The following is a 13,705-nucleotide window of genomic DNA, read 5'->3' as shown; positions in this document are numbered from 1 at the left end:
TATCATTTCTCGCCCTTTAATACACCTGATATTCCTGCCCTGTTTGTTTTCCTTCGACACTTTTTACAAATGCCATTGCCACGCGCTCTGCTGGTACAGGTACAAACCCTCTAAAGGAATCTTGGAATTTATCATAGGACTCTACTAAAACATTGGGACTGACACAGTTGATGCGAATACCCTGAGTAAAATCAATGGCTGCTGATTTTACAAAAGCTGCCACACCACCGTTAGCCATTGCTGCTGAAGCCCCGCCTGGAATCGGATCGTCCTTCATGATGCCTGTCGTTAGTGTAATACTGCCATCGCGTCGTAAATATTTTTGTCCAATTAATGTCAGATTGATCTGCCCTAACAGCTTGCTTTGTACCGCCACTAGATTATCTTCAGGGGTCATTTCTTCTATTGGTTGAAATTTAGCTGTTCCTGAAGCATTTACGATCGCGTCTACATGTCCAACTTTCTTGAACATTGTTTCGATACTCTCTACAGATTTTAGGTCCACCTGTACATCGCCACTTGTTCTTCCAGCTATAATCAGTTCGTGATGTTCCTTCAATTTTTCAACAATTGCTCGACCGATCGTTCCCTTACCACCAACTATTAAAATACGCACAACTAGCCACTCCTTTTACTTTTCTATATACTCTTTAGTAGTCATAATCGTTACACCTAGATCCTGTAACCTCCTATTCCAAATATTTCGCATTGGTTTAATAACAGAATCATGAGCATCTTCAATTAATGTCACAGGATAATTTTCTGCCAAAGCCCCTTTACACGTACTTTGGACGCACGCGTTACTCATTAAGCCAACTACCACAAACTTCTGAAAATCATGTTTAGAAATAATCGATCGGAATTCTGGTGCTTTAAATGTATTCATTTGAATCTTTGAAATCACTAGATCCTCCGGTTTACGGCGTAATTTCTGCGAAAGTTCACCATACCCAACCTTTTTTATAAAAACGATCGGAAGATTCTCTTTATGAAAATAATCGATCAATCCATTCACATTTTCTAAAAAATTTTCTTTGCCAATAAATGGTGCTAATGTTCCTTTTTGTATATCCACGACCAATAATGCAGTTTGCGACACGTCAACCTCAACCTTTCATTTTTCTTCTTAATAGTATTATATAGCAAACAAAGAAGGCTTTCATCCAATAGTCCCAGCTGATTGATCGCTTTAAACTGTTAACTTCATGAATTGCTTTGTTGATCATAAGAAATATTTGACCCTAAGAAAACCTCAGGAGAAAACCGCTCCTGAGGACTTTTTGTTTAGATAAATCATTTTATTGTCGATCACTGATTCTAAATTCGTATCCAAGTACGTTCTTATAGTATTCTGGATACATCTCTCCACCACATTTTTCGCAATCAAATTGCGGAGCGTTCTCAGGATCAAATGCAACATCTCCTGCATCCAAAAATTGAACTACTTCCTTTGGAATTTTTTCCTTTATCCCACATTCAAGACAAATGTAATGAACCACTCCATTGGAATCGAAGTTTTTTAAAAGCTGCTTCTTTTTCTTTTTCATACTTACGTTTCGATGCTTCTTCCCCAATTTTTTTATTCTCCTCTCGCATGAATCGTTCCGATTCTTTATTCTTCGCATATTTCACTACAAGTCGTCCATTTTTAGACACACTAACTCCACTAAATTCATAATATTCGCCACATCTAGTACATTCCAATGGATTTACTCCGAATTCTTCGGCTATTCGTTCACACCATGATTTTGGTTTAAGTGCTTTCTTCACATTCACAAGCATTCGTTGAATCTCTTTCTGGTAATTACTTAATACTTTTTTCATGATTGTCTTGATCCGCCGACTATAAATGCCGTATCTACGAATTGTTTTGAACTGGTTCTCTGGAATATGACGAATCAGTGCACCAATAAATTCCTCTGCCGACATCGTCTTTATCTTATCCGTGTTAGTTCGTTTATCATGATACTGAAACATCACTATTTTCCCATCGTACAAAAGGATACGATTTAAAGCAATGGGACCACGTTTCATATAACGACTGATATATTCTAATATCTTTTTGAGAGAAGTTCGGCTCCTTTTGGGTGCATGCACGTAAAAACCCTCTGCATTTTTCGTGTACGCCGCTTGTAAAAGCGGCTGGACTCGTGCCTTATCCCATTGGGATAAGGTTCTTCGAATGAGCTTTAGGACCGCATTCTGCCAATATTTCCTCAACATTGCGAACGGAAAATAGTCATAGTCCTTCCATTTTCCATCCTTCGTCAGTCCACCCATGGTGACGACTAAATGAACATGCGGATTGTATTCTAGCTGAGAACCGAAGGTGTGGAGTGTTGCCACAACCCCAGCTTGTATATGGTGCTTTCTAAAAAAATCTAATAGTATCCGTGCAGCTTCATCCATTAATCCTTTTAAAAGCTCCTTACGATACTTCTCCTTCAGAAAAATCTCACGTAAACCTTCATCGATCGTGAAGATGACGTGTCGATGCGTCACTGTAAACAGATCATTCGCCGCAACCTCTGCCCACCGTTGACTTTCCCCAGTTGCACAAGTTGGACAAAATTTCCCTTTACAACGAAAAGCCACTTTCTTTACATCATGGCATCCTTCACAGACAAATAGACGATAACCTTTTTTAAGGTCACCACAATCGCGAAACTTCTTCACTTCTCTTTTCACAACGGATCGAATCCTTCTTGTGTACCTTTGATTGAATTTCTCCCAGTTTTGATATTCATCAAAGAAAATGGCGTGTAAAATATTGGGTTTCATATCTCCAGTTTAATAGGAAAAAGACCAGATGAAAAGCGGTCAAAAGATTGATGTATCAATCCTTTGACCGCTTAAAATGTTATACTTCCTTTAATGTCAAAAAAAGACCCGCCGCAGCAGGTCTTAAAAAATTAATCTTCTTTTTCTTCATCGAGCTTTTTGTTAATTTTACCAGCAACATCATCTGCTGTTTCTTTTGCTTTGTCTTTTGCCTTACCGAATCCTTGTTGAAATTTGCCTTTTAATTCGGTCGTTTCATCATCTGTTACTTTCCCTTTTGCCTCGTTCACTTTACCTTTTAGTTCGTCGTTATTTGCCATAACAAATCCTCCTCTATTGATAAAATAGGCACCAAATATCTCTAAAATTATTCTACCATCGAAGAAATGAGAAGGCTAAATATCTGCTTGCGTATTCATCAAACGCTCTGCCTGTTGAATTTCCTGTTTTAGTGATTTAATCCGTTCTTCTTTCAACTCGCTGGAAAAGGCTAAACGCTCTAATCGTTCCAGTTCGATTTTTGCTGCAGCTAATTCTGCCTTTGCTTCAATAAGAACGCTTTCATTTATCTTCATTGTATATTCCCTCCCAAGCATCCCACACGAGATATCGACTAATTCTATGCTACACTGCTTTTGAGGTGAAGTAAATGCGAAATACATGGTTACAGGAACAATTGACTGCAATTTCTGATGAGAAGTACCAATTTATCATCGATGAGGCAGTTAAATATATCGAACAATTAGAAGATGACAATGAAAGTTTACAAGTCGCATTAGAGGGAAATATTTGGAGTCCAAAAAAATGGAACGAAAAAGCAGAGAAGTAAGCCAAGGAGTATTGGCTGCTTCTCTGCTTTTATTTAGCTACTCAAATGTTTCATTCAAAAAGCAAATAATTTCCTGCTGTGCCGCTTTTGCAGTCTCAGGATGATAATTTGCAGAATAGGAATCTAGAAAACCGTGCTTAGCTGTAAAAAGACGAACAGTTGTGTTCTGTTTTCCTTCTAAACTTCTCACTGTTTTCTCTATTGAAAAAGCAGGTTCTTGAGAAAAAAGCAGCAATGTCCGGCACTTTGGCATAATTTGTAGATGGTCTCTGATTCGCGAACCATAGCAGGCAATCACATCCGTACACTCCAGCTCATCACTACAAAGCCAAGCAAGTGTGCCGCCAACGCTGAAGCCTAAAAGATAGACCGTTTCATGGAGCAGAGATATTTTTTCAATATAATTGAAAGTGAAATTTTTGATCTCCGAGAAATGAGCATAATAATGCTCGTATGCCTGTTCCGCCTCCTGATAAGAAAAAGAGGCCCGCTTCAAAAGATTAGGGCAATAAACAGTGAAGCCCCTCTGTTCATAATACTTGATTTGATCCAGCATGAAATCGTTAATGCCATAGATTTCATGGAGAATTACAATGGCTGTGCTAATTGGAATCACCCTCACTTTTACTCCATTTTAACAAATGAAGGGAAGAAATTAAGAGAATTTTTGATCTAAACTTTGAATTGCTCGCATCAAACGTACAGCGCCATCAATAATTTTTTCTTTTGGAGCACCTAAATTAAACCGAAGATACCTCTCACCCTCTGGGCCGTAAGTCTCTCCTTTCATAATCGCTACCTTTTCCTGTTTGACTAAAACTGTTTGTAGTTCTTCCATTGTATAAGGTAATTGATCAATATTGATCCAACCAAGATAAGTAGCTTCGGGAATCTCAAACTGAATTCGTGAATCGCTAGTGAGAATTCTTTTCAATTCCCAGAAATTGACATCGATAGTCTGATTCAACTCTTCCACCCATTTTTTCTGATTGTTATAGCAATCCATCGTCGCAAGCAATGCGGGATACGGGATTGAAGACAAACCATCACGCCCCTTCAAAATACTCAAGAATTCTTCTCGTAATGCAGCTTCAAAAAAGATTCCATAAGACCCGCCTAGCCCAGGAGAATTGAAGGTTTTAGACGCTGAAGATAATAAAACCACTGGAGTCTCTATTTTCTCTATAAATGCTAAGATTGGTAAATGTTTTTTTCCCGGACGACGCACATCCATATGAATCTCATCGCTGATGATGGCAATTTGATACTGATTACACAAGGAAATCAAGCGGGTAAGTTCACCTTGAGTAAATACTCGACCAGTTGGATTATGGGGATTGCACAATAAAAAAATCGTTGGTTTTTCAGTTGCAAAAACTTTTTCCAGTGCCGCAAAATCAATCGTAAACTGTTCGTTGGCGTTTGTTAGTGAAAAAGTGATTAATTCACGATCATTACCGCCGATACAGTTAAAAAAAGCATCATAGCAGGGAGTTAAGGTGATAATTTTATCATTTTTTTGACTCAATAATTGGATACATACCGACAGACTATAGATCACACTGGGAGAATAGACACACCATTCGGGGTCGATCCAGCAATCAAATTCCTGTTGGAACCAATGACTGATGCTTTGTTTATAATCCAAATGATTCCAACGGGTATAACCGAAGAAGCCACGAGTAACCGCTTGATTTAAAATCTCGATCGTCCCATCAGGAAGCATAAAATCTGTGTCCGAAATAGAAAATGGCAATAGATCTTTTTCGCCAAAGCGATCTTGAACATAATCCCATTGGGTAGAATACGTACCGTAACGCGAACGCTGCTGATTAAAATTGCTCAAGCTCAATTCCTCCTTCGTCTAATGAACGGATAACTGCTGAAAGTAAATCAATCGTTGCTTCCACATCAGAAATTTCAACTATCGAGTTCCATGAATGACAATAACGAACAGGTACGCAGAAGACCAACGTTGGCTTGCCAGCAAATAATTGAACGGAACCAGCGTCCGTGCCACCACCGCCAAGTAGGTCATATTGCCATGGAAGTTGATTTTTTCCAGCAATTTCTTTACAGTAATCCAATAATTTGATATTTCCTAGCGCTGTTTTATCTGCTAAAACCAAGCCTGGACCATTTCCTTGGATACGATTTGGAAAATCTGCAGCATGTGGTGTATCCTTCCCATTGGCAACATCAATGACGATATTAATGTCTGCATCCACTTGAGCGGCAGCGACTTTGGACCCTCTAGTCCCGGCTTCTTCTTGAACCGTCCCTACGCCAATCACTTCGATCTTCTTTGTTTCTGCCTGATTTTTGACTTGCGCCATGATCGTACATGCCACTCGATCATCCAACGCTTTACCCATAATCTTCTTCTGATTAAAGCTTTTTCTTGCTTTTGTATTCGGTAAAATCATGTCACCGATCTGCAGACCTGCTTCTTCTAATTCTGATTTTGAATGAACACCAAAATCAATATACATTTGATTGATCGGCACAACCTCTGTCAGTCTTTGGCTAGTTTTGGGTAACGTCCCCACGATACCTTCCAAAATTGCACCATTTTTACGACATGTTGCCCTGACCTGCTGTCCTAAAACCACATGCCCCCACCAACCGCCAATTGGGTAAAAATAGACGAACCCATCTTCCGTGATATGGTGAACGAAAAATCCTACCTCATCCATATGTGCATAGAGCGCGATTTTTTTCTTTTTGGTCTCTAAATCGCCAAAATACAGATTGCCAAATGAGTCCTTTGTTACCGGACCTTGAATCGTTTCCTGCAATGCTTGCTGGACTTGCGCTTCTTGTCCTGGCAATGCATCTAAGTCAGATAATTGCATCAATAATTTATCGGTTGCAATCAATTGTCATCCACTCCTTGTTAAAATGCGTTAGGATTTCAGCGTGTCCCGATTCGTTTACCGCGACGTCATCTTCAATCCGAATACCAAAAGCCTTCTCTGGTAAATACACTCCTGGTTCAATGGTAAAGCTCATATTTTTTTCGATTAATAGCGTTTCAATTGGAGCTAAGGCTGGATATTCATGACAAGATAGTCCGATTCCGTGACCAAGATTGTGGCTGAAATACTGAACCAGATTTTCTTGTTCTAAGCCAAGGCGCGCAACCTGATCAATTTCTCCTAATGGCTTCCTTAAAGCGACTGTCTCAATCGCTTGTTTTTGAGCGCTTAGAACTTTTTGATACGTTTCTATGATTTCTTTGTCCACTTCACCAAACGCAAAAGTTCGTGTAATATCTGAATAATAACCTTGATGGATCGATCCAAAATCGATCATAATTAACTCATTGGCTTCAATTTTTTTGTTGCTTGCATGTGCATGAGGCAAAGCTGTTCGTGGGCCAGAAGCGACGATTGTCTCAAAGGCGGGGCCTTCGCTGCCTAATTTTTTGCTGAGATAGTCAATCTCGTTGGCTAATTCTAACTCTGTCATACCTGTGCGAATCAACGGTAAAATCATTTCTAGTGTTTGATCAGCAATTTTGGCCGCTTGTCTGATTGCAGATAGCTCCTCTGGTGTTTTGAGCATGCGTAATTCTTCGATCATATTCTTTGTTGCAACTAATCGTCCGCCGACTGCTCCCATTAAAGCTTGAAAATTAATAAAGCTTTGATAAGTAATCGTCCCTGCTTCAAAACCGAATACAGCCCCCTTAACAAAAGGTCGTAGTACTTCAATTTGGCTGGCGCCAACAGGAATTTCACAAATTTCGACCCCTTGCGTTTGCTGCTGAGCCTGTTGCGTATACCGTCCATCAATAAATAAGTGCAGTGCATTTTCAGTAACTAACAAAAGACCGTTCGATCCAGTAAAGCCACATAAATAGCGGCGATTAATTTTATCCGTTACCAGTAATCCATCTATTTTTTCTTCAGCTAATTTTTTTCGTAATTTTTCTACTTTCATTCGTTGTGCTCCTTAAAGCAAAAAGGACAGTCCAAGCTGTCCTTTTTGGCTAGAAATCAATATCGGTTAAATATTGTTCATCGTCATCTGAAATGACAGAATTGGCTTTTTCAGCTTCTAATAATGCTTCACGTTCTAATTCTTGCTTCTCTAAAACTTTAAAGAATGGCAGATATAAACCAAAAGACATCGCAACTTGGATCACCTGAATAATGATCGCACGCCAGTCAAAACCAGTCAGAAATCCCTCCATAAATACTGGAACATACGGCGGATCAAAGATTGGAAAGTTCAATAAACCAAGCTTCATACAGATCATCGGAAACATTCCCACTAAGGCACCGCCGAAAATAAATGGAATCATCAACACAGGATTCAGGATAATCGGCACACCGAAGAGCACCGGCTCATTGATTCCAAACAGTGAAGGTAGCAAAGCAACTGCTCCGACTTTTTTATAGCGTAAAGATTTACTGATCAGCATTGCTAAAACTAACCCGATCGTAACGCCTGATCCTGAGAAGTTTGCAAAAGCTGACAATGTTCCATTTGTAATTACGTGCTGTAGTGGTTCCCCCGCTTCATGAGCCGCAATGTTTTCTGACAAATACTGTACCGCAATTGGTGATAAGATCGGCGATAATACGGCTGAGTGAATTCCAAAGAACCAGAAAACCAAACGCAAAACTAATACAAAGTAAATGATCCACAATGAATCCAAGCTGCCAATAGCAGGTGCTAAAACATCCATGATTACTTGTGGGAGTAAAACCCCACCAGATAGACTGTCTGTCACCGCACGAATCACAATAAACAGGACACCGATCGCAGCGGTTGGTGTGATCAATTCAAATGAACTAGAGACAAAATCTGGCACCCCTTCCGGCATCTTAATCACCAATTTATGCTTCGTAAAGAACTGATAGAGTTTAACGGAAATAATAGCTACGAATATGGCGGTAAAGAGCCCTTTTGAATCTAGATAACTAGCAACGATATTGCCGTTGTCGTCAACATCCATTGCAACAATTAGAAAAGCTATGGCTGATAGCATCATAGAACCAACTGTATACAGCTTGTAATGTTCACTTAAAAAATAAGAGATCGCCAATACCGCATACAACCCAACAAGACCTAATGAAACTTTTGAAATAATGCCAAAGATATACCCATAATTTTCAAACCAACTCGCAACGCCTGGTGTTTTGATAAACTCTGGAATCGACGGAAAAATCGCCGCGATCGAACCCAATAGCAGCACTGGCGTCATAACGACCATTCCTTTTTTAATCGCCGTTAAGTAAGGATTGCTGTCAACCTTGTTCGCAATTGGAACCAGTGTCTTACGAATGAATCCTTCAACTTTTTCGAAGGCACCCTGTTTCTTTGGATTTTCCATTTTTTACACTCCTAACTATTTTGTTTTTAATGCTTGATTTTTTCTGTATGCGACTAATGCCTGCTTCATAACCGTGGCACCATCCATTGATCCGTAGATGTCTGACGTTAACAACACTGTTGGTTTATTACTTTTGTCAGCTTCTCCTTTAATGAAATCATATTTATGGCTCAACTGTGGACCGACTAAAATCACGTCGTAATCATCGATGTATCGTTCTAACTTATCGACACCGATCGCTTCCATCGGATAATCCTTTTCATCTAAACTTTTTGATTCCTTGACTACTTTTTTCATTGACTCCATCATCATGGTCGTTGAAAAGCCACCTGCACAAACGAGTAATGTTTTCATGTGTTAAATCCTCCTAATAAATTTTTATCTTATTGCAAAGCCTTGGCTTCGCTTTGTTCCTTTAGCATACCGATCATTTCCTCAATCAAATCTCGAGCCAGAATGCTGGTCATTAAGTGATCCTGTGCATGTACCATCAGTAAGCTCGTCTCCGTTTTATCTCCATTGATCTCACCGGTGATCAACTTGGTCTGCACATCATGTGCATCGATACTTTTTTCCTTGGCTTCCTGCATTTTCGCTTCGGCTTCCTCGAATTTTCCTTTGCGGGCGAGACGTAACGCTTCAAAAGCAGAACCTCGTGAATCTCCTGCTGCGGAAATAATTTTAAAAATATCCATTTCTTGATCGGTCATTGTTTTATCCTTCTTTCATTAAACTTTTCATATAAGACTTGAAGTCTTGAAAATTCGTCATTCTTCTTAGTTGCGTATCTAAAAGTGGATCATCCATCATCTTGATCATTAAACGACTGATTTCCTTATGCAGGCTCAAGTGATCCTTTTTGATATTGATTAGAAAGATGATCCTTACTTGTTTCTCCCGATAAATCAGCGGTTTTTTCAGTAAAATCACATCAATGACTTCCTTGATGGCTGCCTGCTCCATCGGATGGGGGCCTGCAACACCGTGCTGATAAATCGTATCAATCATCTTTTCTCTACATAAAACACTTTCTTTAAAGCCACGTTCAACCCAGCCGCACTTTTCAAGATGAGCACCTTCATTTTCCAAAAGCTCCAGATAATCATTAGATTCTTCATTAATCTGAAACCATTCCTCATCAAATAAACTGAGAATGAACTGGTGTACATCAAAGACTTTATTTTTCGATTCTCTTAACAGGTACAAATCTTTTTCGATCTTTGTGATCTCTGTCTGACTTAAAATCGTTTTGGTGTAAATGATCGGTATCTCAAAATCGGTTTGCTCCAGCGGTACAGTCGAGATTAAAAGATCAAAGCTGGCATCAATTTGCTCAATTTCATTGAGGGCAAATGTTTCAACCTTCGCATTACTGAACAATCGCTCCAAATTGACTTTTAGTAAATAAGCCGCCCCGCCACCTGTCGAACAGATCACTGCTATTTTCTGATAGTCATCAATCACTTGATTAGATTGTTTTTCCAAGCTCGCCGCGAAATAAATCGCTACATAACCAATCTCATCTTTGCTGATATCCGCATCTAAGTCTTTATTCAGTTCATTGATAAAGACCATTGCTACATTAAATACATTGGCATATTGCGTGTAAATATCCTCAATAATCGGATTTTCCAGCTGATGACCGGTGTAAAGACGTTGCAGTAATGGCGCTACATGCATCATTAACGCATTGGCTAAATCTTGATCCTGCCGAAAACACGTATGATAACGTCGATCCACCAATTCCAAGGATTTATCGATTGCCTGTCTCAATTGCTGATTACTAGCAGGATCATCTAAAACAGCAAATTTCCCACGCAGTTGTTCTTCTAAATAATTTTTTTCCACACACGAGAAATTCAACTGATAGGTCTCTTCTAAATAGCCGACTAATTTTTCCGTTAAACGATCATAGTCATCGCTAATTGTACGCTCCTCCAACTCTTCGCTGTTCAAGGTATTGTTTTGCAGGATGCGAAAGCTTAACAAGCGAATATGTTGAACGATGTTTTCAAAAACGATATCACTAATCTTCAATTGATTTTCTAACAATTGCTCCTTTAAAAGCTGCCGAAGCTCTTCTTCATTGAAGACAAAATTGAACTCCTTGTACTTTTCCGTCAAAACCGGCGTATGAATCGTATTACGAATTAAGTATAAGATCGCTCGTCTTTTTTTACTTTCTGTACCCATGATCTTCAAGCCGTAATGGGCTTTACTAAAGAGTGTCAGATCATAATTGTCACAAAACTGTTCGACCTGTTTGATATCCGCTTTGATCGTCGACAAACTGACATCCAGCCATTCCGCAATCTGCTGCATCGTAATGTACTCTTCATGGAACAGTAGCAATAGCTCGATATTTTTAATTCGCTCCTGCGGACTTGAATTATCTACCTGCTCTTGCTTTTTGGATTTCGACAGATAACTACTAAATCGAACGTTGTCGAAAACCTTCAACTGATAACCCGCTGAACGAACCCGTTCGACCGTAAATCCTTCGTTTGAACCGATTTCCTTCAACCATTTAATATCATTCGCCAAAGTTCGTTCTGATATTTGAAATTTAGCGGCTAATGCCCTGGGAGCAATCGCTTGCTTCTTTGCATATAAGTATTCAACAATTTTTTCTTGTCTCATAACTACCTCCCGCTTACAAATAAACTATACAATGTAAGCCCTTTACTTAAAATGGCAACTTTTACAAATTAAACATGCAAAATTAGACTGAATGAATAATTCTCTTACCATTAATCTGTATTAAATAATAAAGTTACAGTTTGCATACTACTTAATAAAATAACTTATTTCAATATTAAGGTTAATCTATTTCAGTTAATTTGTATTTTAGAATAACAAACACGGGATCTTTAACTTTGAAGCAACTCTTTACTAATGAAAGTAAAAAAATAAGCCCCTCTTTTGGAAGGACTTACGTTTTGATTGATAATTTAACACTTAATATAAGAATACCCACGCTCCTGTAACTCTACTAAACCGATCACTCCAGATTCAATGATCTCCACTTGCTCGTGCATTTGTTTTGAACGGACATGGAATGTGCGCATCGAATGATGACAGGCTTGATAAGTGATATTCGGATACTCCTTCATAAACTTGATCACTCGCGGCAGTAAATATCCTTGAATCGCTTCACCATTCATCAATAGTACGATATCCGCATCTGGCTCTGACAACAGGATATGCTCGATATCATGACGGGCCTCTCTAATCATTCCCAACTCATCAACATGAAAAACGACTTTCATTTGTAACGCCTCCTCTGATTCAATTAATGGGTAAATCCATAATTTTTTATTTCAGTCTCTTCATGAAAGACTAAGTGACTATTTTCTAATTCTTTGATTGCTTCCTTCAGATCTTCAATAAAATCATAGGCCATATTCATCCCAAAATCACTGCGCACCACAATTCGTTGAATAACTTGATACTCCAAATTTTTAGGCAGCGGATAAGAAGGAACCTGCCAACCCTTCATTAATAACCGATCGGATAAATCATAAAGCGTCCACCTGCGTGCCTCATCTTTTGCCAATTTATAACAAACTAACGGTAATTGACTACCATCATTGATGATCTCAAAATGTCGTGAACGTTCGATTTCTTTCGCTAAGTAAACTGCTACATCATGCGTTCGTTGATGAATGCTCTGATAACCATCAAAACCAAAACGTACGAAATTGTAATACTGACCGATCATTTGAGCTGCACTGTGAGAAAAATTGATAGCCATCGTTGGCATTTCTCCCCCTAGATAACTAACTTTAAAAACCAACTCCTCCGGCAAATATTTTTCATCTCGCCAAACGATCCAACCAACACCAGGATAGACCAGGCCGTATTTGTGTCCGGAAGTGTTGATAGAAATCACGTTTTTTAACTGAAAATCCCATTCTAGCTCTGGTTCGACAAATGGCGCATATAGCCCACCTGAAGCTGCATCCACATGGATATAAACTTTGTGTTGCGTTTGCTGATTATATTCTTCAACTAATTGATCTAATTTTTTGATATCATCATATTGTCCTGTGTAGGTAATTCCTAAAATACCCACAATTCCAATCGTATATTCATCTACAGCTTCCAACGTCTTTTCAACGTCCAATGACAAGTGGTCTTCTGACATTGGAATCTCTCGCAGCTCAATATCCCAATAGACGCAAAATTTTTCCCAACAAACTTGGTAGCCTGAAGAAATAATCAGATTGGGTTTCTTCGCTTGGATATTCACCCCAAGTTTCTCTGCTCGCTTGCGCCAAGCAAATTTCATCGCCATACCGCCTAACATACAGGCTTCTGATGAGCCAATCGTAGAAGTACCGATGTATTTTTCTGGTCCTCGCGCATGCCACAAATCAGCAATAATGTTTACACAACGATTTTCCATTTCTGCGGTCCGAGGATACTCCGATTTATCAATCATATTTTTATCCAGTGTCTCACTCATTAATTTGACTGCTTCTGGCTCCATAAAGGTTTGACAGAAGGTTGCTAGGTTCAAACGAGAATTTCCTTCATCTAATAGATCATCCTTGATCATTTGGTATGCAATTCGCGGCTCAATTGATTTTTCACCTAACTGATAAGAAGGCAATAATTCATCTTCATTCACTGAACCAAAAATCGGTTCCAAGTAACTTGCCTCGCGTCGATCTTTCTTTCCATAAAGCATTCGACTACATCTCCTCTATTTATAAAAAATGCGCGTTCCATTCCGATTGAAAAAACTT

General features: G+C 39.1%; 17 protein-coding genes. 1 reads left to right on the top strand and 16 read right to left on the bottom strand.

Going from position 1 to position 13,705, the window contains the following annotated elements; translation table 11 throughout:
* Window positions 1-16: 16 nt before the first annotated feature.
* The 6 genes from AUF14_RS17795 to AUF14_RS17770 all read right to left on the bottom strand — a co-directional run bounded on the left by AUF14_RS17795 (window position 17) and on the right by AUF14_RS17770 (window position 3,356).
* Window positions 17-616 (bottom strand): short chain dehydrogenase, encoded by a 600-nt coding sequence (locus AUF14_RS17795; protein WP_102866343.1) that lies wholly within the window; start codon window positions 614-616, stop codon window positions 17-19.
* A gap of 15 nt (window positions 617-631) precedes the next feature.
* Window positions 632-1,099 carry a cysteine hydrolase family protein gene (locus AUF14_RS17790; RefSeq protein ID WP_102866342.1) on the bottom strand — a complete coding sequence of 156 codons (468 nt, stop codon included), beginning with the start codon at window positions 1,097-1,099 and terminating at the stop codon, window positions 632-634.
* A gap of 199 nt (window positions 1,100-1,298) precedes the next feature.
* Window positions 1,299-1,499 carry a hypothetical protein gene (locus AUF14_RS17785; protein ID WP_040005624.1) on the bottom strand — a complete coding sequence of 67 codons (201 nt, stop codon included), beginning with the start codon at window positions 1,497-1,499 and terminating at the stop codon, window positions 1,299-1,301.
* The gene (locus AUF14_RS17780; RefSeq protein ID WP_071879978.1) at window positions 1,477-2,781 is read right to left on the bottom strand and encodes an IS91 family transposase; all 1,305 of its coding nucleotides are present in this window, start codon (window positions 2,779-2,781) and stop codon (window positions 1,477-1,479) included. Before AUF14_RS17780 ends, AUF14_RS17785 begins: the two co-directional genes overlap by 23 nt.
* Before the next feature lie 131 nt (window positions 2,782-2,912).
* The gene (locus AUF14_RS17775; RefSeq protein ID WP_102866341.1) at window positions 2,913-3,101 is read right to left on the bottom strand and encodes a CsbD family protein; all 189 of its coding nucleotides are present in this window, start codon (window positions 3,099-3,101) and stop codon (window positions 2,913-2,915) included.
* A 75-nt stretch (window positions 3,102-3,176) separates the two neighbouring features.
* Window positions 3,177-3,356, bottom strand: a complete 180-nt coding sequence (locus tag AUF14_RS17770) for a hypothetical protein (RefSeq protein WP_102866340.1) — start codon at window positions 3,354-3,356, stop codon at window positions 3,177-3,179.
* A 74-nt stretch (window positions 3,357-3,430) separates the two neighbouring features.
* Between AUF14_RS17770 and AUF14_RS17765 the strand changes: the two genes are divergently transcribed.
* The gene (locus AUF14_RS17765) at window positions 3,431-3,610 is read left to right on the top strand and encodes a basic helix-loop-helix domain-containing protein (RefSeq protein ID WP_016178828.1); all 180 of its coding nucleotides are present in this window, start codon (window positions 3,431-3,433) and stop codon (window positions 3,608-3,610) included.
* A gap of 37 nt (window positions 3,611-3,647) precedes the next feature.
* On the opposite strand, the gene AUF14_RS17760 is transcribed toward AUF14_RS17765, so the two are convergent.
* The 10 genes from AUF14_RS17760 to AUF14_RS17715 form a co-directional block, all read right to left on the bottom strand.
* On the bottom strand, window positions 3,648-4,226 hold the full coding sequence (locus AUF14_RS17760; RefSeq protein WP_102866339.1) for a dienelactone hydrolase family protein: 579 nt from the start codon (window positions 4,224-4,226) through the stop codon (window positions 3,648-3,650).
* Window positions 4,227-4,265: 39 nt separating this feature from the next.
* The gene (locus tag AUF14_RS17755; protein ID WP_102866338.1) at window positions 4,266-5,456 is read right to left on the bottom strand and encodes a MalY/PatB family protein; all 1,191 of its coding nucleotides are present in this window, start codon (window positions 5,454-5,456) and stop codon (window positions 4,266-4,268) included.
* A complete protein-coding gene (locus AUF14_RS17750; RefSeq protein WP_102866337.1) occupies window positions 5,443-6,489 on the bottom strand; it encodes a M42 family metallopeptidase in 1,047 nt (348 codons plus the stop codon). The genes AUF14_RS17755 and AUF14_RS17750 overlap by 14 nt, the downstream gene beginning before the upstream one ends.
* Complete coding sequence (locus AUF14_RS17745; protein WP_102866336.1) at window positions 6,473-7,555, bottom strand: M24 family metallopeptidase; 1,083 nt, start codon at window positions 7,553-7,555, stop codon at window positions 6,473-6,475. Before AUF14_RS17745 ends, AUF14_RS17750 begins: the two co-directional genes overlap by 17 nt.
* Window positions 7,556-7,604: 49 nt before the next feature.
* Window positions 7,605-8,954, bottom strand: coding sequence for a PTS sugar transporter subunit IIC (locus tag AUF14_RS17740; RefSeq protein WP_102866335.1), 1,350 nt, complete (start codon window positions 8,952-8,954; stop codon window positions 7,605-7,607).
* A 15-nt stretch (window positions 8,955-8,969) separates the two neighbouring features.
* Entirely contained in the window at window positions 8,970-9,308 is a 339-nt protein-coding gene (locus AUF14_RS17735) for a PTS sugar transporter subunit IIB (protein WP_016178834.1), read from the bottom strand.
* 29 nt (window positions 9,309-9,337) lie between these two features.
* On the bottom strand, window positions 9,338-9,664 hold the full coding sequence (locus AUF14_RS17730; RefSeq protein WP_048718802.1) for a PTS lactose/cellobiose transporter subunit IIA: 327 nt from the start codon (window positions 9,662-9,664) through the stop codon (window positions 9,338-9,340).
* A gap of 4 nt (window positions 9,665-9,668) precedes the next feature.
* Complete coding sequence (locus AUF14_RS17725) at window positions 9,669-11,594, bottom strand: BglG family transcription antiterminator (RefSeq protein ID WP_102866334.1); 1,926 nt, start codon at window positions 11,592-11,594, stop codon at window positions 9,669-9,671.
* Between the two features lie 311 nt (window positions 11,595-11,905).
* A complete protein-coding gene (locus tag AUF14_RS17720) occupies window positions 11,906-12,223 on the bottom strand; it encodes a DsrE family protein (protein WP_016178837.1) in 318 nt (105 codons plus the stop codon).
* 23 nt (window positions 12,224-12,246) lie between these two features.
* Window positions 12,247-13,647: a glutamate decarboxylase gene (locus AUF14_RS17715; RefSeq protein WP_102866333.1), complete on the bottom strand. Its 1,401-nt coding sequence runs from the start codon at window positions 13,645-13,647 to the stop codon at window positions 12,247-12,249.
* Window positions 13,648-13,705 lie beyond the last annotated feature (58 nt).

Origin of the sequence: Enterococcus avium (genome assembly GCF_002891025.1) — a bacterium.
GTDB classification, from domain to species: Bacteria; Bacillota; Bacilli; order Lactobacillales; family Enterococcaceae; genus Enterococcus_A; species Enterococcus_A avium.
This window is presented reverse-complemented; position numbering and strand designations above follow the sequence as displayed.

What these genes read in the sequence shown, in the direction of transcription:
- AUF14_RS17780 (WP_071879978.1), bottom strand. Translation starts at nt 2,781, where the DNA reads ATGAAACCCAATATTTTACACGCCATTTTCTTTGATGAATATCAAAAC.
- AUF14_RS17775 (WP_102866341.1), bottom strand. Translation starts at nt 3,101, where the DNA reads ATGGCAAATAACGACGAACTAAAAGGTAAAGTGAACGAGGCAAAAGGG.
- AUF14_RS17770 (WP_102866340.1), bottom strand. Translation starts at nt 3,356, where the DNA reads ATGAAGATAAATGAAAGCGTTCTTATTGAAGCAAAGGCAGAATTAGCT.
- AUF14_RS17765 (WP_016178828.1), top strand. Translation starts at nt 3,431, where the DNA reads ATGCGAAATACATGGTTACAGGAACAATTGACTGCAATTTCTGATGAG.
- AUF14_RS17745 (WP_102866336.1), bottom strand. Translation starts at nt 7,555, where the DNA reads ATGAAAGTAGAAAAATTACGAAAAAAATTAGCTGAAGAAAAAATAGAT.
- AUF14_RS17740 (WP_102866335.1), bottom strand. Translation starts at nt 8,954, where the DNA reads ATGGAAAATCCAAAGAAACAGGGTGCCTTCGAAAAAGTTGAAGGATTC.
- AUF14_RS17735 (WP_016178834.1), bottom strand. Translation starts at nt 9,308, where the DNA reads ATGAAAACATTACTCGTTTGTGCAGGTGGCTTTTCAACGACCATGATG.
- AUF14_RS17730 (WP_048718802.1), bottom strand. Translation starts at nt 9,664, where the DNA reads ATGACCGATCAAGAAATGGATATTTTTAAAATTATTTCCGCAGCAGGA.
- AUF14_RS17725 (WP_102866334.1), bottom strand. Translation starts at nt 11,594, where the DNA reads ATGAGACAAGAAAAAATTGTTGAATACTTATATGCAAAGAAGCAAGCG.
- AUF14_RS17720 (WP_016178837.1), bottom strand. Translation starts at nt 12,223, where the DNA reads ATGAAAGTCGTTTTTCATGTTGATGAGTTGGGAATGATTAGAGAGGCC.
- AUF14_RS17715 (WP_102866333.1), bottom strand. Translation starts at nt 13,647, where the DNA reads ATGCTTTATGGAAAGAAAGATCGACGCGAGGCAAGTTACTTGGAACCG.